The 16731-nt window shown below is 47.5% G+C and carries 17 protein-coding genes and 2 tRNA genes; 7 read left to right on the top strand and 12 right to left on the bottom strand.

Going from position 1 to position 16731, the window contains the following annotated elements; translation table 11 throughout:
• Nucleotides 1–5 precede the first annotated feature (5 nt).
• From ACI2NF_RS00690 to ACI2NF_RS00660, 7 genes are all read right to left on the bottom strand, one after another.
• Complete coding sequence (locus ACI2NF_RS00690) at nucleotides 6–278, bottom strand: ACT domain-containing protein (protein WP_177971405.1); 273 nt, start codon at nucleotides 276–278, stop codon at nucleotides 6–8.
• A gap of 5 nt (nucleotides 279–283) precedes the next feature.
• Nucleotides 284–1843: a citramalate synthase gene (cimA, locus tag ACI2NF_RS00685; protein ID WP_400210942.1), complete on the bottom strand. Its 1560-nt coding sequence runs from the start codon at nucleotides 1841–1843 to the stop codon at nucleotides 284–286.
• Nucleotide 1844: 1 nt separating this feature from the next.
• Entirely contained in the window at nucleotides 1845–2846 is a 1002-nt protein-coding gene (locus ACI2NF_RS00680) for a homoserine dehydrogenase (RefSeq protein WP_400148062.1), read from the bottom strand.
• Nucleotides 2843–3346, bottom strand: a complete 504-nt coding sequence (locus tag ACI2NF_RS00675; protein ID WP_400148064.1) for a homoserine dehydrogenase — start codon at nucleotides 3344–3346, stop codon at nucleotides 2843–2845. The genes ACI2NF_RS00680 and ACI2NF_RS00675 overlap by 4 nt, the downstream gene beginning before the upstream one ends.
• A 279-nt stretch (nucleotides 3347–3625) precedes the next feature.
• On the bottom strand, nucleotides 3626–3976 hold the full coding sequence (locus ACI2NF_RS00670) for a DUF6951 family protein (RefSeq protein WP_400148066.1): 351 nt from the start codon (nucleotides 3974–3976) through the stop codon (nucleotides 3626–3628).
• Nucleotides 3977–3981: 5 nt separating this feature from the next.
• The gene (locus ACI2NF_RS00665) at nucleotides 3982–4329 is read right to left on the bottom strand and encodes a hypothetical protein (RefSeq protein WP_400148068.1); all 348 of its coding nucleotides are present in this window, start codon (nucleotides 4327–4329) and stop codon (nucleotides 3982–3984) included.
• On the bottom strand, nucleotides 4329–6536 hold the full coding sequence (locus ACI2NF_RS00660) for a hydantoinase/oxoprolinase N-terminal domain-containing protein (RefSeq protein ID WP_400152060.1): 2208 nt from the start codon (nucleotides 6534–6536) through the stop codon (nucleotides 4329–4331). The genes ACI2NF_RS00665 and ACI2NF_RS00660 overlap by 1 nt, the downstream gene beginning before the upstream one ends.
• 406 nt (nucleotides 6537–6942) lie before the next feature.
• On the opposite strand from ACI2NF_RS00660, the gene ACI2NF_RS00655 reads away from it, so the two are divergent.
• A complete protein-coding gene (locus ACI2NF_RS00655) occupies nucleotides 6943–7521 on the top strand; it encodes a DUF3800 domain-containing protein (RefSeq protein WP_400210941.1) in 579 nt (192 codons plus the stop codon).
• 267 nt (nucleotides 7522–7788) lie between these two features.
• Here the strand turns inward: ACI2NF_RS00655 and ACI2NF_RS00650 are convergent.
• Together ACI2NF_RS00650 and ACI2NF_RS00645 are read right to left on the bottom strand one after the other, a co-directional pair.
• Nucleotides 7789–7874: transfer RNA gene (locus ACI2NF_RS00650), tRNA-Ser, on the bottom strand.
• 103 nt (nucleotides 7875–7977) lie between these two features.
• Nucleotides 7978–8787 carry a carbon-nitrogen hydrolase family protein gene (locus tag ACI2NF_RS00645; RefSeq protein WP_400210940.1) on the bottom strand — a complete coding sequence of 270 codons (810 nt, stop codon included), beginning with the start codon at nucleotides 8785–8787 and terminating at the stop codon, nucleotides 7978–7980.
• Between ACI2NF_RS00645 and ACI2NF_RS00640 the strand changes: the two genes are divergently transcribed.
• The 4 genes from ACI2NF_RS00640 to ACI2NF_RS00625 all read left to right on the top strand — a co-directional run bounded on the left by ACI2NF_RS00640 (nucleotide 8781) and on the right by ACI2NF_RS00625 (nucleotide 11539).
• Complete coding sequence (locus ACI2NF_RS00640) at nucleotides 8781–9569, top strand: NAD+ synthase (RefSeq protein ID WP_400150108.1); 789 nt, start codon at nucleotides 8781–8783, stop codon at nucleotides 9567–9569. The genes ACI2NF_RS00645 and ACI2NF_RS00640 overlap by 7 nt on opposite strands.
• A 57-nt stretch (nucleotides 9570–9626) precedes the next feature.
• Nucleotides 9627–9702 (top strand) — tRNA-Glu (locus ACI2NF_RS00635).
• 124 nt (nucleotides 9703–9826) lie between these two features.
• Entirely contained in the window at nucleotides 9827–11257 is a 1431-nt protein-coding gene (locus tag ACI2NF_RS00630) for a nicotinate phosphoribosyltransferase (protein ID WP_177971816.1), read from the top strand.
• Between the two features lie 78 nt (nucleotides 11258–11335).
• Entirely contained in the window at nucleotides 11336–11539 is a 204-nt protein-coding gene (locus tag ACI2NF_RS00625) for a MarR family transcriptional regulator (RefSeq protein WP_177971815.1), read from the top strand.
• Between the two features lie 189 nt (nucleotides 11540–11728).
• Here the strand turns inward: ACI2NF_RS00625 and ACI2NF_RS00620 are convergent, their stop codons facing one another.
• The 3 genes from ACI2NF_RS00620 to ACI2NF_RS00610 all read right to left on the bottom strand — a co-directional run bounded on the left by ACI2NF_RS00620 (nucleotide 11729) and on the right by ACI2NF_RS00610 (nucleotide 13940).
• Nucleotides 11729–11989, bottom strand: a complete 261-nt coding sequence (locus ACI2NF_RS00620; RefSeq protein ID WP_400147931.1) for a hypothetical protein — start codon at nucleotides 11987–11989, stop codon at nucleotides 11729–11731.
• A gap of 115 nt (nucleotides 11990–12104) precedes the next feature.
• Entirely contained in the window at nucleotides 12105–13037 is a 933-nt protein-coding gene (locus tag ACI2NF_RS00615) for a TerC/Alx family metal homeostasis membrane protein (protein WP_177971813.1), read from the bottom strand.
• Between the two features lie 120 nt (nucleotides 13038–13157).
• The gene (locus ACI2NF_RS00610; RefSeq protein ID WP_400210939.1) at nucleotides 13158–13940 is read right to left on the bottom strand and encodes a ZIP family metal transporter; all 783 of its coding nucleotides are present in this window, start codon (nucleotides 13938–13940) and stop codon (nucleotides 13158–13160) included.
• Between the two features lie 92 nt (nucleotides 13941–14032).
• On the opposite strand from ACI2NF_RS00610, the gene ACI2NF_RS00605 reads away from it, so the two are divergent.
• Nucleotides 14033–14416: a CopG family ribbon-helix-helix protein gene (locus ACI2NF_RS00605; protein ID WP_400147925.1), complete on the top strand. Its 384-nt coding sequence runs from the start codon at nucleotides 14033–14035 to the stop codon at nucleotides 14414–14416.
• A 130-nt stretch (nucleotides 14417–14546) separates the two neighbouring features.
• Nucleotides 14547–16595, top strand: a complete 2049-nt coding sequence (locus ACI2NF_RS00600) for a hypothetical protein (RefSeq protein WP_400210938.1) — start codon at nucleotides 14547–14549, stop codon at nucleotides 16593–16595.
• Nucleotides 16596–16731 lie beyond the last annotated feature (136 nt).

Here is a 16731-nt window from a genome sequence, read left to right as displayed (position 1 = left end):
TCCGATCATATCCTGTGCATCATGTCGAAGATCTCTTCACGCTGGGCCTTTATCACACATTTGACCTCTTCTGCCACGACGTCAAGCCCTTCGGTGAGGTCAGCGAAACTCCCTTTGTACTTCGACGTGTCCACGATCATCATCATGTTGATGTATTCCTGAACTGTTGTCTGTGCGATATCTAGGATGTTTATGTTGTTCTCAGAGAAGAATGTACAGACCTTTGCGATGATACCTACCGTATCCTTCCCTACCAGCGTTACTATTGTTCTTTCCATTTGGTTCAGCTCCGTTTCTGTTCTGCCAGGATGGCATATTCATATGAATCCGCAAGTGCTATCAGCGATGCTTCCACAACGTTCTCGGATACACCTATCGTGGACCACGTACTCTTTCCGTCCGTGGATTTGATCAATACCCTTACCCATGATTCCGTACCACAGTTCTCATCTATGACGCGGACCTTATAATCGGTGAGTCTGACCTTGCTTATGATGTTGGGATAGAACTTACTTAGCGCTTTCCTCAATGCCCTGTCCAATGCATTGACAGGACCTTCACAGTCGGCCGCGGTATGCTCTATCTCCCCTAATTTGTCTGCTATCTTTATGCTGGCCTCGGAGATCAGTTGTGTCGTCCCGACGCCATCTATGTTCAATCTGAATCCGCGTATGTCGAATGGTCTGGACTCCTTGTCCAACACCCTTTCGACGAGTAGTTTGAAACTAGCATCCGCGATCTCGAATTGGTATCCTTGTGCCTCCATCTCCTTCACGCGTGCGAGTACCCTATCCACATCGCTCTTGTTGGCAGCGATGCCCAAATCGGAGAGTTTCTTGAGGACGTTGGATTTCCCGGACATGTCCGATATGACTATGTTCCTGTGATTGCCGACTGATTCCGGGGATACATGTTCGTATGTGGCCGGATCCTTCATCAATGCGCTCACATGCATCCCGCCTTTGTGCGTGAACGCTTTATCTCCCACATACGGCATGTGTGCGAGATGTCTCGTGTTCGCCGATTCCGATACGGAATAGCTCAACGATCTCAGATTGCCCAGATCCATCGGCATATCATATCCCATCTTGAATCTCAGGTCAGGTATGACGGAACAGAGATTGGCGTTACCGCATCTCTCTCCTATCCCGTTGACTGTACCCTGCACCATGGTCGCACCGTTCTCGACAGCTACCAATGAGCATGCTACCGCAAGATCCGAGTCATTATGGCAATGGATACCGATCCGGGGGAACACCTCGCGTACCTTGGCCACCACTTTACCGATGTATGATGGGAGCGAACCTCCATTCGTATCACAGAGGACAATCCATTCCGCACCGCCTTTCGCAGCCGCATCTATCACATCCATAGCATAGTTATCATTGGCCCTGTATCCATCGAAGAAATGTTCTGCGTCGAAGATGACCTTCTTCCCATTATCTTTCAAGAACGAGATACTATCTCTGATCATGCGGAGATTCTCTTCGAGTGTGGTATTCAGGGCCTCGGTCACATGAAAATCCCATGCCTTTCCGAATATGCATGCCCATTCTGTCTTGGATTCTAACAGTATCTTCAGGCCCTCATCCTCATCGGCATGATGGTTCGGTCTGCATGTACTGCCGAAGGCGACCATCTTGCTTTTTTTCAGTTCCCTGTTAACGGAGAAGAATTCCTTGTCCTTAGGATTGGAAGCAGGCATACCGCCCTCTATGAAATCCATCCCAAAATCATCTAAGAGATCTGTGATGATATCCTTGTCACCAAGTGAGAACGATATCCCTTCGGTCTGTGCACCGTCACGCAGAGTGGTGTCGTAGATGTAGATCCTGTCAGACATTTCACTTCTTTCTCGCTTCGAGTATGAATATAAGGTCGCCGAGTATGGCGGATGCCGTCTCGTTCTTTCCTGCTCCACGGCCGGATACTGTTATCGGTCCTGCGAAATCGGTCTGTATGACCGCTGTGTTGAGTGTACCTGTGATGCTGAGAGGGTGTCCTTTGGGTATGAGCCTAGGTGACACGTCCAATTTATCCTTGGATACCTCTCCGATGAGCCTTATGACCATATCATGGTCCTTGGCCAATGATATGGCGCCGTCAGTGATCGTATCGATACCGTTGATCGTCACATCCCTTATGGTCACATCCTTCTTGAATACGGCATTCGCGAGTATCGCGACCTTGCATGCACTGTCGATACCTTTGATGTCGTATGTCGGATCGGCCTCAGCATAGCCGAGCTGCTGTGCCTCCTTGAGTGCTTGATCGAACGGCATCCCGCGATCCATCCTGCTCAGTATGAAATTGCATGTGCCGTTGAAGATACCATTGATCGATCTGATCTCCTGGCCGGCCAACCCCTCCTTGCAGAGATTGATGATGGGCATGGCGCCTCCGACGGAACCTTCGAACCTCATGATGCTTCCATTCTTCTTCGCAAGCTCCATCAGCTTGCAGAATTCCAATGCGAGCGGACCTTTGTTGACTGTGATCACATCCTTCCCGTTCTCGAGAGCGGATGTTATGTTCTTCAGACCTTCTCCACCATCATCTATGTTCGTGGGCGTGCATTCTATGAGGAGGTCGTAATCCACCTTCCCTAATATCTCTGGGCCGCTCATTCCGTTCCTGTCAGCGTCACCGCATCTCTTGTCGGATCTCTTCTTGCTGAGGACGGAACCCATATCCAAACCATCATCACTTATGGCGTAGCTCTTGGAATCCATCACTCCTACGACCTTGACCCCTCCGTAGTTCTTCTCAAGGAGAGGCATCTTGGCGGAAATGACTTCTAACACTCCCTGACCAACGGTTCCCAATCCTGAAAGGAATATCCTCATGCATCCACTCCCCTTATGTATGTGAGTCCTGCGTTCTTCGTCCTTTCGGAGAAATATGAATCGAGTTTACGAAGATCGTTCACTGAACGTACAGTCACCGAGACCATCGCCGTGCGAGAGTCCTTGGAACCGCTGGCGGAGTATCCCACTTCCACGGATTCCATCTCCATCGACTCGGAGATCTCGTTGATCATGTCATCGATATCTGACGCATTCAATTTGCCTACGAGCATATAGTCCATGGAATAGTTCTCCACAGCCTCTCCCATATTGACGATGACGACATCCCTTGCCTTCCATTCCTTCTTCAGGAGTTCTAGGTTCTCGGCACTTATGTCGAATATTATGTTGACAAGGATCTTCCCACTGATGACCTGTTCGCGGTTGTGTACCACACCTATTATGTTCCCGTCGAATGTCGAGATCGGTTCGAGTGATGCAACGAGCTGTCCCGGGATATCCTTCACATATACGTCAGCATTGATCTTCATACTGCACATCCTTACGTGAGGGTTTACGCCCTCCTATTATAATAAGAATATTAGGCTCCGCACCAAATCCGAGCGAGTCGTTGTTATAAATCTTAAGAAGAGAGGGTGTTATCTGCACCCTCTGGTTTTAGCATTTTTTCTTTTGGGGCTTCGCATCCGGCTTAGCTTCGGTCTTGTTCCTCTGCATGTCGGCTACGTGTCTCTCTTTGGCATGTTTGCCCATTGAGATCACCGAAAGTAGGATTACCCTTCGTATATATACGTACCTACATCCAACAATTATTTTGGTTATTCATCACCGCCATCGGAGTCCGGATGGAACGTTATCGTGTTCTCACCGACCTTCTTGGATAAGGATTTGGATAACATGCCTAGTTCCAGCCATGCAGCTTCGAATACTGCTATGGGTGTGAGGCAGGGTACGGAAAGAGTTGCCCTGATCTCGGGGTCGACGACCTTGCTCCCATTGAAATCCACCACATCATCGACGGATATCCTGGTAAGTTTCTTGGCATATTCCTGTACATGCGGACAGTCGGATACTATCCTCACATCCATGTCCCCGTCATCCCTCATGGAAACGGTCACTTTGTTGGTCTTGTAGCATGTCTTCATGTTAGCTATAACAGTGTTCGTCATGTCATTCACCAGTCATCCTTCGGCATCCTGTAACATGGGATGTCATACGGCCTTATATCGACGGTCCTTCTGATGAGCATCTCCCTTTCGGACGGGTCATCGATCTGTATGTAGTAGCATCTGAGGGCATTGTCGGAGTATATATCCCCGTCATCGTTCCTGTACCTCTTCCACATCTCTCTATCAGGGTTCGTCATGATAGATCCCTTCATGTCATCACTGTGATAGAGTGCGATTATACGCTCTCCTCCGCTTGCACCCGTGCATATGAGATATACGCCACTGATGGACGGTATGTCATTCCCATCTATATCGACAGGGCCGATGTATTCCCTGCCGTCGAATATCGCCATCATCTCGCCTCCGGGGGATCCCCCACCGCTCTGCAGATCACTTCGATGTAGTTGATGTTCCTCGCTACACCTGTCTCCTCCCAATCGCCGATACCGCCTTCAACGGCCATCACGGTCCTGACCTTAGTGGTGGTCCTGATGTCGGTACCGCCCTTCATCTCCACTTCTTTGACCAAGAATGATTTGAGGCTGCTCTTAGCGGCGGATATCGCGCTGTTCACCTGAGAATAGTATGAAGGTCCCAAATACGGTACCTCGAGTTTGTATCTGAAGTCGTGTGTCGGCGTTATCGTCGCTGAAAGTGATTCGACGACCTTACTGCATACGGCACCTATCGCATTCCCCACATCGTTGTTATCAGGGAACTCTGCAGGGGTGCCCAATCTCTGTCCTATGTCATACATCATGAATTTGGATGGCGCACCGATACCTACGATGGGCACATTGATCCTGGGGATCATCGAGAATGCATCTGAATCCCTCTTGAGTGATGACATCCTTCTGAGGAACATCGTGGTCTCACGGTTCTTCCACCCATCCTCCATCGTATCATCGACCAGTTTTGTCAATATCGCTTGTGCGACGGATGTCCTTATCTCCTCTGTTATCAGAGTCGCGGCTTGCTTCTCCGTCATGCCGAATTTCTCGCTCACTGCATGTACGCCCGCCCTTGAGCCATCTGGATTCCCTGCATTCAGATCCCCCATGTATACCATCAGGTCGGTAGGTGTGAGTGATGACATCTCTATGATCCTCTTGGACACCAATCCATTCAGGTCATCATCGATGTCCCATAATCCGTCAGCGGAGTTCATCACATCCATGCGACTCATCGGACCTTTTCCACGCATACCATCGACAACGATAGTCTCTCTTTCGTTCAGATCCGAGAGGTCCGCACCCTCTCTGAGGATGTAGTAGTCATACACATCCGTATGCATGATGGTGTCAACGATCTCAGGATGGCGTTCAGTGAATGTACAGAGCGGTATGACCTTCCTAGGTCCGAATACGAATCTGTTATCGACGATGGAGATCCTGGAATCGCCGCCCATCGCGATCGTGTACATGTCCACAGCCTTCACGCGCGTTCTCCATCCTCCTATCTCCGCGCCCATGAATTGTATCTGAGGATATCCTTCCTCCATCACAGCGATGTCCGTGGATGTGCCTCCGATATCCACCATGACGAAATCCTCGTATCCGGAGATTATTTTGCCGCCCATGGAGCTTGCTGCCGGTCCGGAGAGGATGGTCTGAACAGGATACATCTTCGCCTGTTCTATTGTCATGACAGAACCGTCTCCCTTGTAGACCATGATCGGTGCGGTTATGCCCTTCTCCTTGAACGTTCTGACGACATCATCGAAGAACGCACTCACAACAGGGATGAGCTTGCCGTTGAGTACCGCAGTCTCTGCACGCAAACCTATCCCAAGTTCTGACGACAGTTCATGGCCGGCGATCGTAGGCAATCCTGTCAATTCTATGGCGAGTTCCTTGACCTTCCTCTCTTGTGAGGCGTTGAGATTGGCGAACAATCCGGATATCGCTATCGCATCTACATCCTTAGAGATGTCCATGATGGCAGTCTTCACCTCCTCGAGGGACATCGATGCTTTCGCTCTGCCTCTGACATCATAACCGCCCTTGACGAATGCTTGTCTGCTCTCTCCGAAATGGACTGGTTCTATGGGATCCCACCCAATGAGTATGAGGCCTACGTTACCGCCCCTTCCTTCGAGAACGGAGTTCGTAGCGAGTGTCGTCGATATGCCGACGGATACGATCTCTGACGGATCGATGTCCGTTGCCGAGAGCACGGCATCCACGGAATTGTACAGTCCTATGGATAGATCGTGATGTGTCGTAGGTGATTTCTTCTTGGCTATCACGGTCATGTCATCGAGATCCACGATCACGGCATCAGTGAACGTTCCGCCTGTATCGACACCCAATCCATATCTTGCAGGTTCTACGATATCACTCTCTTTGGATTGTGGTTCCATCAACCCGTCCTGAGTGAGTTTCCCTATGTAGGATGATACCTTCTCCCTCTTCTTGAGTTCGGGATTGTAACGTGTCGTTTGATAATATACATAATATGAGTTCCCGGTCTTCCTGACATCGAAGCATTTCCTGCCTGCTTTCTTCTCCGATGCGATCCAATCGATCACCCATTGGTCGTAGTCCTCTCTTTTGACCATGAGAGTGGATGTCATTAGATGTTATTTATCTTATTCCAGGCATATTATACCACAATAGATAAGTTTATAAAAAATTGATACCACAATGAATGAAATCAGGTAAAAGTTATACCACAATTGATGATTTTAGTGTATTTTATCAATATTCAGGAATACTCTTAATACAAAGGCGAAAGATTCCTGAGTAGTTTTGAATAACATTCTCCAGAATTCTTTGTTCGATAGTTATTATTCCCTTGTCGCAATGGATCTCATTCGGTATCCTAATGCCTAATGTGTGAAAAGATGGCCGAAGGATGAAGAAGAAAAAGCACAGGCTGACTATTAACCTGCATTTGTGTGGAGTCGCATCGATTTTTCGATAACAACTATATCTGGCCTATTGTATTAGCCCGCAGGGTTATCTATGACGGGGTTGATTGCGGTAGACGAATCGGGGGATCTCGGTTCTGCGGGCACCAAGTATTTCACTATTGCAGCGATTGTGATGCTTCGTCCGCGCAATCTGAAGAAGGCCGCTGATGCCATCCCGAAAAGAGATTATGAGATTAAATGGAACAATTCTAATCCCCAGACTAGACGTGATATCATTAGCGAGATGTCTGATCTTCCATTCAAGATCGTCTATTATACTGTGAACAAGAATCATCCTGATAATCACAAGCCTATCTATGGAAATGAGCTCTACGAAAGAGTACTCAGACAGGTAATCTCCGATGCAATTAGTGTCCTTCCATGTAAAGATTTCAATCTGTTTTTGGACAGTAATAATTTCATAACCATTAGTCGTCTGAGACAGATGGTTGAAGAGGAATCCAAGAATCAGGGCGTCAATCCTAAGAGAGTAGATAAGGTCCAGTCGGAGCAGAATAAATGCATTCAACTTGTTGATTTTGTGGCTGGTGCGGTCAAAGCCCAATATGAGGCACTAGATGACACGCTAAAAATCCTGAATGGGAAGATATCCTTTGCCCGTAGGCACTGATGGCCATCATGCGGTGACCTATCCTACGGGTCTTATCGGGATAATTATCAATCTCCCTAATAGTATTTAATCAATATGGCTGGGTTTTTTTAAGTACAACCAAACACGCATCCTTGGACCATCTAATAGAGGATTTCCCTAAGATTGTAAGGTCATCCTATGTGATCCATCCCAAAGACTTTCGCGTGGACGGGAATGTGACATACATCCCGATATACATGGCCGGTCTGCTGTGATGATTGCTGTTTTAACTTGATGAGATAATAATGGCGCCGAGAGGGAGATTTGAACTCCCGAGGTGAATCACCACGAACTTTCCAGGCTCGCGCCTTACCGGGCTGGGCCATCTCGGCTGTAGAGCGGACAATTGGATACTATATTAAAAGGATTTGCTTTCAAGTCCCTTTCATTCAGTCAAAAGGATGAGTTTCGATAAAGGCCATTCCACTCATTAATTCACGCGATCTCGATGCGGATCGTACGCTCTTTGGTATCTTTCAGCGTTGGTCTGTTATCTCTTGCGATACGGACGGACTCATGGTCAAGTTCCACAGTCATGATCGTCTCTTCATCACCAACTTCTACCGATGTATCCCCTGATGGAGATATGCATCTGCTTCCGCCGAAGAATGTCATCCCTTCGCGATCACCAACATTGTTCACGAACAGCATGTAGACGGTGGATTCTACGGATCTTGCGGGGAGTACTCTGTCGAACGCTACCTTAGAGGTCGTAGGAGATGCAGAGATACATATGACGGCATCCGCACCGTTCATCGCGTACGCTTTCACCAATTCAGGGAAGAATACATCGTAGCAGATGACCACCCCGATGTTGAATCCGCAGATGTTTCTCATGACGAGTCTATCGCCCTCAGAGAACCTATCCTTCTCAGAGAACACACCGAACCCGGGGAGATCGATCTTGTCATATCTGTCGATCCGTTCTGAAATGATGTATGCGGAGTTGAAGAGTTTCCCATTTGACATGTGCGGCCCGCCTACGATAGCGGCTTTTTTTGTCATCCTTGTAGCACGAAGTATCCTTTCGAGACATATTCCCATGAGGTCCACATCATATGGGCCGTCGAACGAATAGTCTGTCAGGAACATTTCAGGGAATATGATGAGGTCGGCATCCGTATTGACGATTGTATCCACTACGATATCCGTATTCTTTTCGATATCGTCGATGTACGGTTTCAGTTGACATAATGCCGCTTTCATATCATCCTGTATCATCACAGGTATTTTTATCGATGTCATCATACAGAGATGTGATGGATGGAATCCCGAGTATCGACGGAGGGTATGCTGATGGACTCGTAGAGTTCATCAGAGATACGGTCAGAGGATCAGGGTGCAACGGCGTCGTCATCGGACTCAGCGGAGGCATAGATTCTGCTGTAGTGACGAAATTGGCCGTGGATGCGTTGGGTGCAGAGAATGTGATCAATGTGTTCATGCCTTCATCTACCACCCCCAAGGATGACCATAGGTGCACATCGGAATTCAGTTCATCCCTCGGTACCGATTATAGGGTCATCGGCATATCGCCGATGGTCGATGCATTCTCATCTGCTTTGGGTTTGGATGACGGCGATCGTTTGGAGAAAGGGAACATATCCGCAAGATGCAGGATGATAATCCTTTTCGACATCGCCAAGAGGACGAACCATCTTGTTCTCGGGACATCGAATAGGAGCGAGATGATGATGGGATACTTCACCAAGTTCGGTGATGGTGCATGCGACGTAGTACCGATTGTGAATCTTTACAAGACACAGGTCAGGGAGCTTGCTAGGATCATCGGGATACCTGAGGATTTCATAACAAAAGCTCCTTCCGCAGGACTCTGGGATGGGCAGACCGATGAGGATGAGATGGGGATCTTGTACAAAGATCTCGACAATGTGCTGTCCCGTCTGGATTCGATGGGTGATGCTAAGATATCCGAAATTACAGGTGTTTCCTTGGAAAAGGTATCTGAAATAAGAGAAAAAGTGAGAAAAACAGCTCATAAGAGGGAACCTGCGATATCTCCATGATATGAACTGAGAAAAAGGTTTATTTATGGGATTGTAATCTGCGATTTGCTATTATTCGCTCCTGTGGTGTAGCGGCCAATCATGGAGCCCTCTCGAGGCTCCGACACGGATTCGAATTCCGTCAGGAGCACCAATCTAATATCAAATAATCACACTGGACGTTCGTTCTGTGTGTCAGATTCATATATTTCCATCTATGGGAATCGGATTTGGCTCTACGGCCCTTCTTAAATAGTAAGTCATGGATTAACACGATGATGAATCCAAGGAACATCCCCCTCTTATGCGATTACTACGAATACACGATGGGTAATGGGTACATGGAGAACGGTCTCTCAGATCGTATCGTCTATTTCGATATATTCTTCAGACGCGTACCTGACAACGGTGGATTCGCTATCGCAGCGGGTCTTGAACAATTGATCAGCTACATAACCGAGCTAAGGTTCGATGAGAGCGATATCGAGTTCATGCGTTCAAAGGGGATATTCGGAGAGAGGTTCTTGGAATATCTGAAGGATTTCCATTTCACAGGAGATATCTATGCAGTTCCTGAGGGTACGCCTGTGTTCCCTGGCGAACCAGTGGTCACCATAAGGGCGAATGCGATAGAGGCACAGATCCTGGAGACATTTGCGCTTCTAACGATAAACCATCAAACTCTGATAGCTACGAAATCAAGCCGTATCGTACGTGCTGCCGAGGGAAGGACTGTGTTAGAATTCGGTTCGAGACGTGCACAGGGTACGGATGCGGCAATACTCGGTGCGAGGGCAGCATACATCGCAGGCTGTGGCGGTACGGCATGTACTGTCAGCGACAAGTGGTACGGAGTCCCTGCAAGCGGAACAATGGCCCACTCATGGGTGCAGATGTTCCCAACGGAATACGATGCGTTCATGGCATTCTGTAAATTGTACCCTGATAATGCTACAGTCCTCGTCGATACATACAACACCTTGAAGAGTGGTATTCCGAATGCTATCAAGGTCTTCAAGGAACTCGGTCTGAGGAAATGCGCCATCCGTTTGGATTCTGGTGATTTCTCGTTCCTCACAAAGGAGGCGAGGAAGATGCTGGATGAGGCTGGCCTCAGGGATTGTAAGATCATCGTTTCGAATGCTTTGGATGAGTGGTTGATACGCGATCTGATAAAACAGGGTGCGATGATAGACGGATTCGGCGTAGGGGACAATCTCATAACGTCGCACAGTGACCCTGTCTTCAATGGTGTGTATAAATTGGTCGCCATGGAGGATGAGAACGGCGACATAATACCTAGGATCAAGATCTCAGAGAATATGGGCAAACTAACCACGCCCGGTTTCAAGAAGGTCTACAGGATCTATGACAAACATGGGAAGGCATTGGCCGATCAAGTATGTCTTCACGATGAGATCATCGATGAATCCGAACCACTTGTGCTGTTCGATCCCGATGCGACATGGAAGAGGAAGACCGTGACGGACTATGTCGCCAAGGAACTTCTCGTACAAGTGATCAAGGATGGTAAGCTTGTATACGATCTTCCGTCGCTCGAGGAGATAAGGGCATATCACAGAGAACAGATGGATACTCTCTGGGATGAGGTCAAACGTTTCACGAACCCCCACCAGTACTATGTGGATCTGTCTCAAAGATTGTGGGATCTGAGGGACTCTTTGGTCCGCAGTAACGGGCTCCGTTGAGTTATAAATCCTATCGATTTGATAGGTACGGTAATGTTAAAATACTGAGCAGAGGATAGGAAGTATCAAGGGGTTAAGATGGCAGCGGCAAGATCTGAAAAGATGAAACAGGTCCTGAGTGTCATAGACGACAACGGAAAATGTACGGCGAGAGATATATGCGATTCCCTTGGTCTTAACGCAAGGGAAGTCAGCGGTATCCTAAAAGGCCTCCGTCTCAGAGGACTCGTTCGTATAGTAGAGACACGTAGCCACTCCGGAAACGTTTGGTCTAAGAACTGAGTTCTGGTTAGATTGTGAACGATCCAAAGGTACGGGCCGATGAACAGGCTCGCATACCTTTGACTTTTATTTTGCTTTATCAGACTATTCTGTAAATCGTTTGATGAATATCTATCGGATATAACATAGCGTCATCCGAACATTGATGATAATTATATGGCCGAGGCCAACGCCTCGGCAGATTGTTTCTCATTCGATCTTGACTGCTGTGTCAGGACGGATGAAGTTGATGAACTCCTTGAGTATGTTCTCGAGGTATGTGTCAAGTTGATCCGCAGGTTTCTCATAGGGCGGGTTCATCCATTTCTTTACGAACTCGATGAGTTCAACGCTTGTACACCCATCTGAGTGCTGCTCAGCGTAGTCTGCCCAGACCTTACTGTTGATACGGAATCCCATGGTCTGTTTGAGTTCTACGATTTCAGCTTGTGTAATCGGGTAGGATTTCATGAAGGTGAATGTTAATAGGACAATATATCAATATTGCGATTCTACGGGCCGTAATCACACTGCATACTCGCAGTTATATGCAGTATAGATCATCATAATCCGATGGATTATGCTCTCATTCCTTCACATCGCTAGCTTGCGTTGCAGGTTCTTTGAATTTCAAAGAAAGTATCACTGTGATCGCAAGCACTGTGATTATGACCAACAACGATGCGAGCACAGGGATCTCTATGAATTTCTCTGTGAGCAGTTTGAATGCTACGAATGCAAGGATTATGCCCAGACCATAGTTGAGGAATCTCAAGGATTTCATGGATTCCTTTATTGTGAAGTACAATGACCTGAGGCCCATTATCGCAAAGATGTTGGAGGTGTACACGATGAAAGTATCCGTCGAGATCGCCAATACCGCAGGGATCGAGTCCAATGCGAAGATGACGTCGGAGAGTTCGATGACGATGACGCACAACAAGAGAGGGGTCATTATGAGTTTTCCATCTACTCTTGTGAAGAATTTATCGCCGTCGAGTTCAGGGGATGTCTTGAAGACTTTTGATAACCATATCGCCATCTTGTTCTCTTCTTCCTCTCCGCTCTTCTTGAAGATCGTCTTCAATGCTGCTATGAGCAGGATGATTCCGAAGATGTAGATCACGATGTCGAATCTCTCCATCAATTCGGCACCTGCGAATATGAATATCGCACGGAAGATCAATGCACCGAATATGCCGTAATAGAGAGCTTTGTGCTGATAGTCATCTGGTATCTTGAAGAATGAGAATATGAGTATGAACACGAAGAGGTTATCGATGCTCATCGATTCCTCGACGATATATCCTGTGTAGAATTCTATAGCCTTATCCGTACCTAATGTGAAGAGAACGAATATGCCGAACAACACAGCAATCGAGATCCATACGATGGTCATCCTGATTGCTTTCTTCGCGTCAATGTGTTTCGACCCTCTGTTGAACAGACCGAGGTCGAATGCCATAAGCACGGCGACAAGCGCTAGAAATCCCACCCAGAACCAGATGCTCTCAGTCATTCAACTCGGGTTACGGGGATCAATTAAAAGAACATTACCCATCGAAACATCAACTGGCCACCCATCATAAGGCGAATATGTGATGGGTGAACGAAGGCGGCACATTTGTGCCGCCATGATTCAATGCCCATGGCCGATGAGAAGGAACACACCTGCGGCGATAGCTATCCCGATTATGAGCATCAGGAATGCTCTGACATCCTGATTCTTCCTGTGGAATGCTTCGGGGATCATATCGCATAATGCGACATACATGAACGTACCTGCCGAGAACGCGAGAGGTATCCCGACCATACCATCGACCGACATCCCGTTCAAGACAAGGAATGAGATCACGGTGGCGATCGGCGTTATGCATGAGAATGCGAAGAGATATTTCATGATCATCGATCTCTTCAGGTCCGTCAGCAAGAATGTGGATGACAAAGAGAACAGCACCACGAATTTGTGTATGCACATCCCGCCAAGCGCTATTATTGCGATATTAGGGTCAGCGATCAACGATGTCGTCAATACAAGACCGTCAACGAATGCATGGACCGACAATCCGATGAATGCTGATAATGATGCTATGCTGTGTGCATGCTCGTCCTCGTGACATTCCTCCGAGCATTCATTGGAGTGGATATGTTTGATCAGAACATCCACGCCTAGTATGACCAAGAAACCGAACATCGTGGAGATCATCATGATCTCTGCGGATTGTCCTCCTTCGGCACATTCCTCTATCGCCTCAGGCATCAGCAAGAAGAATAGTATGCCAAGGAATATGCCGGCACTCAATGCTACGAGAAGATGTATCTGTTTGTCCGTCAGTTTTCTGATGAACGGCGTATATGCACCCGCCATCGCAACGGCTAACAGGACGATCGTGTACACAAGAAATGTCACTAGGATTTCCATAACGCATCTTAATTGGAAGGATTATTAAAATATTGGTTCATTGTTATTAACAATGATACTCTCTGAGTGTCCTTTCTTAATAACGTGATATCATGGCGATAGTAAGTGTCTCACTCTCTGACGAATATTTGGAGGAATTGGATAGCATACAGAACTACTACGGTCTGAACGGCAGAAGCGAGGCTATCAGGCATTCGATCAAGTCCGCTGAGACCGAGATGAAGGAGATATCCGATATCGATGGACATGTCGAAGGCGTTCTAGTGATCGTACATGGAAACCATGATGACATGTGGATGTCGAAGATATATCACAGATACGAGGGACAGATCAAGACACAGTTGCATTCGCACCTGTTGAACATGAAGTGTCTTGAGGTTATGATAATATCCACGGATTCATCGACGATGAGGAACATACTGAAAGAGATATACTCCGTCGGCAAGGCGGATTATGTGAAATTCGTCAGAGGTTGAATCATTCTCGATCCTAGGTTATTGCTCTCTGGCTCGAATGGATCATTGAGAATCTACGGAATTATTTTTGATAGATTTAACGAAGTATTTATTTACAGTCACACCGATAACTTCGACGGATGGGATTAGAATGGGTTCTAGAAACCTAGATGGTAGCGTTAGCTTTGCAAAGGGCATTCTAAGGAATGCTACTAGGAAGTTTAACAAATTCGTAGATTCAGCATTATCCACATATGAGGAATCTACAGGAAAGAAATTGAGGCATGAGGGTGACGGCGTACATTTAGCCGACGGCCCAGAATTCTGTATGGAGATCAAGAGGCATACTGTTGAGGCGGAGGTTGCTGAGGTCACACCTGTCAACGTACCTCTTCAGACCACAGTTGTCGCAGAGGTTCCAGTAACACAGATTCCAGAGGCAATACCTGAGAACATAGTGGCAGAATGTCCGAACAATGTATTCGTGTATGAGGAGATCGAACCAGTCGTTAGTGTCGAGCCTGTTGCGAATGGGGTGCCTGTCGTAGAACAGACGCCTGTGGTCATGGATGTTCTGAAGGACATTCCAGAGAACATCGCGGTAGAGTGTCCGGTCGATATGCCTATTCACGAGGAGATCGAATCGATCACGCCCGTCGTAGAAGAGGCGGAGATCCAGGCATCAGTCGTTCCCGAGAACATAGTGGCAGAGTGTCCGATCGATGTGTCTTCATACGAGAGTGTCGAACCTATCGCACCTGTTGTGGAAGAGATAGAAGTGCAGGAGACAATCGTCCCTGAGGCTCCTGTCATGGCAATCTCAGAAGTCGTTCCTGAGAACGTTGTAGCGGAATGTCTTGATTCACCTGTACACAAGGAGATCGAATCGATCGCACCTGCTGTGGAAAAGGCGCCTCTCCAGATGGCTGAGGTTCCAGTCGCAGAGGTCGTACCTAAAGATGTCGCGACAGAATTCCAGGGTGGCGGATATGTATGCGAGGAGATCGAATCGATCGAACCTGCGATGGAAGAAGTAGAGGTCCAGGCATCAGTCACTCCTGAGGTTCCAGTCGCAGAGGTCGTACCTGAAGATGTCGTAGCAGAATGTCCGGTCGATGCACCCGTTTATGAGGTCGTCGAACCAATAGCACCTATCGTGGAAGAGGTAGAGATTCAGGAATCAGTCGTCCCTGAGACCGTACCTGAAGAGATTGCAGTGGAATCATCGAATGATGTATTCGAGAATGAGTGTTCTGAGCCGATAGCACATGTAGAACCTGCCGTCGAGGAAGTTCCATTGATCGAACAGGTCCCTGTCGTTGCAAACGACTGTCTTTTGGTCATGGTCACAGATGTAGGTGAGATCGAGGAAGCATCATTCGTCGAAGAATCAGAACCGATCGTTGCAGATGAGATGGATCACATGGGTGAGGTCGAGATCGTAGAGGAACAGGTGTCGGACCTCACATGCGTCAAAGAGGAAGCGTTCTCCAATTACGGCGCACCTTCTGGAGAGACAACGTTCGATGAGGAATTCAGCATCGTCTCGATACCAAGCACATTCCAGGAAGTAGCAACATCATCGATGGCAGAGAGTATGCCTTCATTCCACCATGACTTCGAGCAGGAGACAGTGGAGATCGATGATGGCGTGGATTTCGATGATACGTATGAGGACATCGTAGCGGAATGCATCGTCAACGATGTGATGCCAAAGCTCGTTCCCGAAGTCTACGAAGAGAAGTTCGTCCCTGAATACGTCATCTCAAGTATCGACGAGCCTGTATTGGAATCCACAATAGTCGAAGTACCTGTCAAGTTCATTCCAGAGTACGTGATATCAGAGATCGAGGAGCCTAAGGTCGAATCCACAGTTGTGGATGTGCCTGTCAAGTTCGTCCCCGAATATGTGATAACAAACATCGAGGAACCGATCGCAGAATCCACAATAGTGAATGTTCCTGCGAAGATCATTCCTGAATGCGCAGTATCGGAGATCGAAGAACCTATGGTAGAGCCTGCGGTGGCAGATGTTTCCGAACCAGTCATAGAGGCTCAACCGTTCGTTAATCCGGTGACGACAACAGCCGTCTTCAGATTCGCATTCGCATCGACATCGATGCCCGGAAAGACAGGATTCAGTTTCCAGCTGGGGAAGAAGAACAAGGTAAACAAGTTCATCAACGGACCTGGACAATGATAAATTAACGATCAATCAACTAAACCTTTTACCCATCCATTTCATTTTATTGATATTGATTTTCTACGATATTCGAATAGAATTCTTATGATATCGTTGGTCATCTTTGAAATTCGAATCACTGCAAAATCGCTTT

Source organism: Candidatus Methanarcanum hacksteinii (assembly GCF_964305265.1).
In the GTDB taxonomy this organism is placed as follows: domain Archaea; phylum Thermoplasmatota; class Thermoplasmata; order Methanomassiliicoccales; family Methanomethylophilaceae; genus Methanarcanum; species Methanarcanum hacksteinii.
Note: the sequence above shows the minus strand (reverse complement) of the source record. Positions and strands in the feature narration are given on the sequence as shown.

Bases quoted from the DNA above. Each gene is read 5' to 3' on its own strand.
- ACI2NF_RS00690 (WP_177971405.1), bottom strand. From the start codon at position 278: ATGGAAAGAACAATAGTAACGCTGGTAGGGAAGGATACGGTAGGTATC.
- cimA (WP_400210942.1), bottom strand. From the start codon at position 1,843: ATGTCTGACAGGATCTACATCTACGACACCACTCTGCGTGACGGTGCA.
- ACI2NF_RS00680 (WP_400148062.1), bottom strand. From the start codon at position 2,846: ATGAGGATATTCCTTTCAGGATTGGGAACCGTTGGTCAGGGAGTGTTA.
- ACI2NF_RS00675 (WP_400148064.1), bottom strand. From the start codon at position 3,346: ATGTGCAGTATGAAGATCAATGCTGACGTATATGTGAAGGATATCCCG.
- ACI2NF_RS00670 (WP_400148066.1), bottom strand. From the start codon at position 3,976: ATGACGAACACTGTTATAGCTAACATGAAGACATGCTACAAGACCAAC.
- ACI2NF_RS00665 (WP_400148068.1), bottom strand. From the start codon at position 4,329: ATGGCGATATTCGACGGCAGGGAATACATCGGCCCTGTCGATATAGAT.
- ACI2NF_RS00660 (WP_400152060.1), bottom strand. From the start codon at position 6,536: ATGGTCAAAAGAGAGGACTACGACCAATGGGTGATCGATTGGATCGCA.
- ACI2NF_RS00655 (WP_400210941.1), top strand. From the start codon at position 6,943: ATGACGGGGTTGATTGCGGTAGACGAATCGGGGGATCTCGGTTCTGCG.
- ACI2NF_RS00640 (WP_400150108.1), top strand. From the start codon at position 8,781: ATGTCATCATACAGAGATGTGATGGATGGAATCCCGAGTATCGACGGA.
- ACI2NF_RS00645 (WP_400210940.1), bottom strand. From the start codon at position 8,787: ATGACATCGATAAAAATACCTGTGATGATACAGGATGATATGAAAGCG.
- ACI2NF_RS00630 (WP_177971816.1), top strand. From the start codon at position 9,827: ATGAATCCAAGGAACATCCCCCTCTTATGCGATTACTACGAATACACG.
- ACI2NF_RS00625 (WP_177971815.1), top strand. From the start codon at position 11,336: ATGGCAGCGGCAAGATCTGAAAAGATGAAACAGGTCCTGAGTGTCATA.
- ACI2NF_RS00620 (WP_400147931.1), bottom strand. From the start codon at position 11,989: ATGAAATCCTACCCGATTACACAAGCTGAAATCGTAGAACTCAAACAG.
- ACI2NF_RS00615 (WP_177971813.1), bottom strand. From the start codon at position 13,037: ATGACTGAGAGCATCTGGTTCTGGGTGGGATTTCTAGCGCTTGTCGCC.
- ACI2NF_RS00610 (WP_400210939.1), bottom strand. From the start codon at position 13,940: ATGGAAATCCTAGTGACATTTCTTGTGTACACGATCGTCCTGTTAGCC.
- ACI2NF_RS00605 (WP_400147925.1), top strand. From the start codon at position 14,033: ATGGCGATAGTAAGTGTCTCACTCTCTGACGAATATTTGGAGGAATTG.
- ACI2NF_RS00600 (WP_400210938.1), top strand. From the start codon at position 14,547: ATGGGTTCTAGAAACCTAGATGGTAGCGTTAGCTTTGCAAAGGGCATT.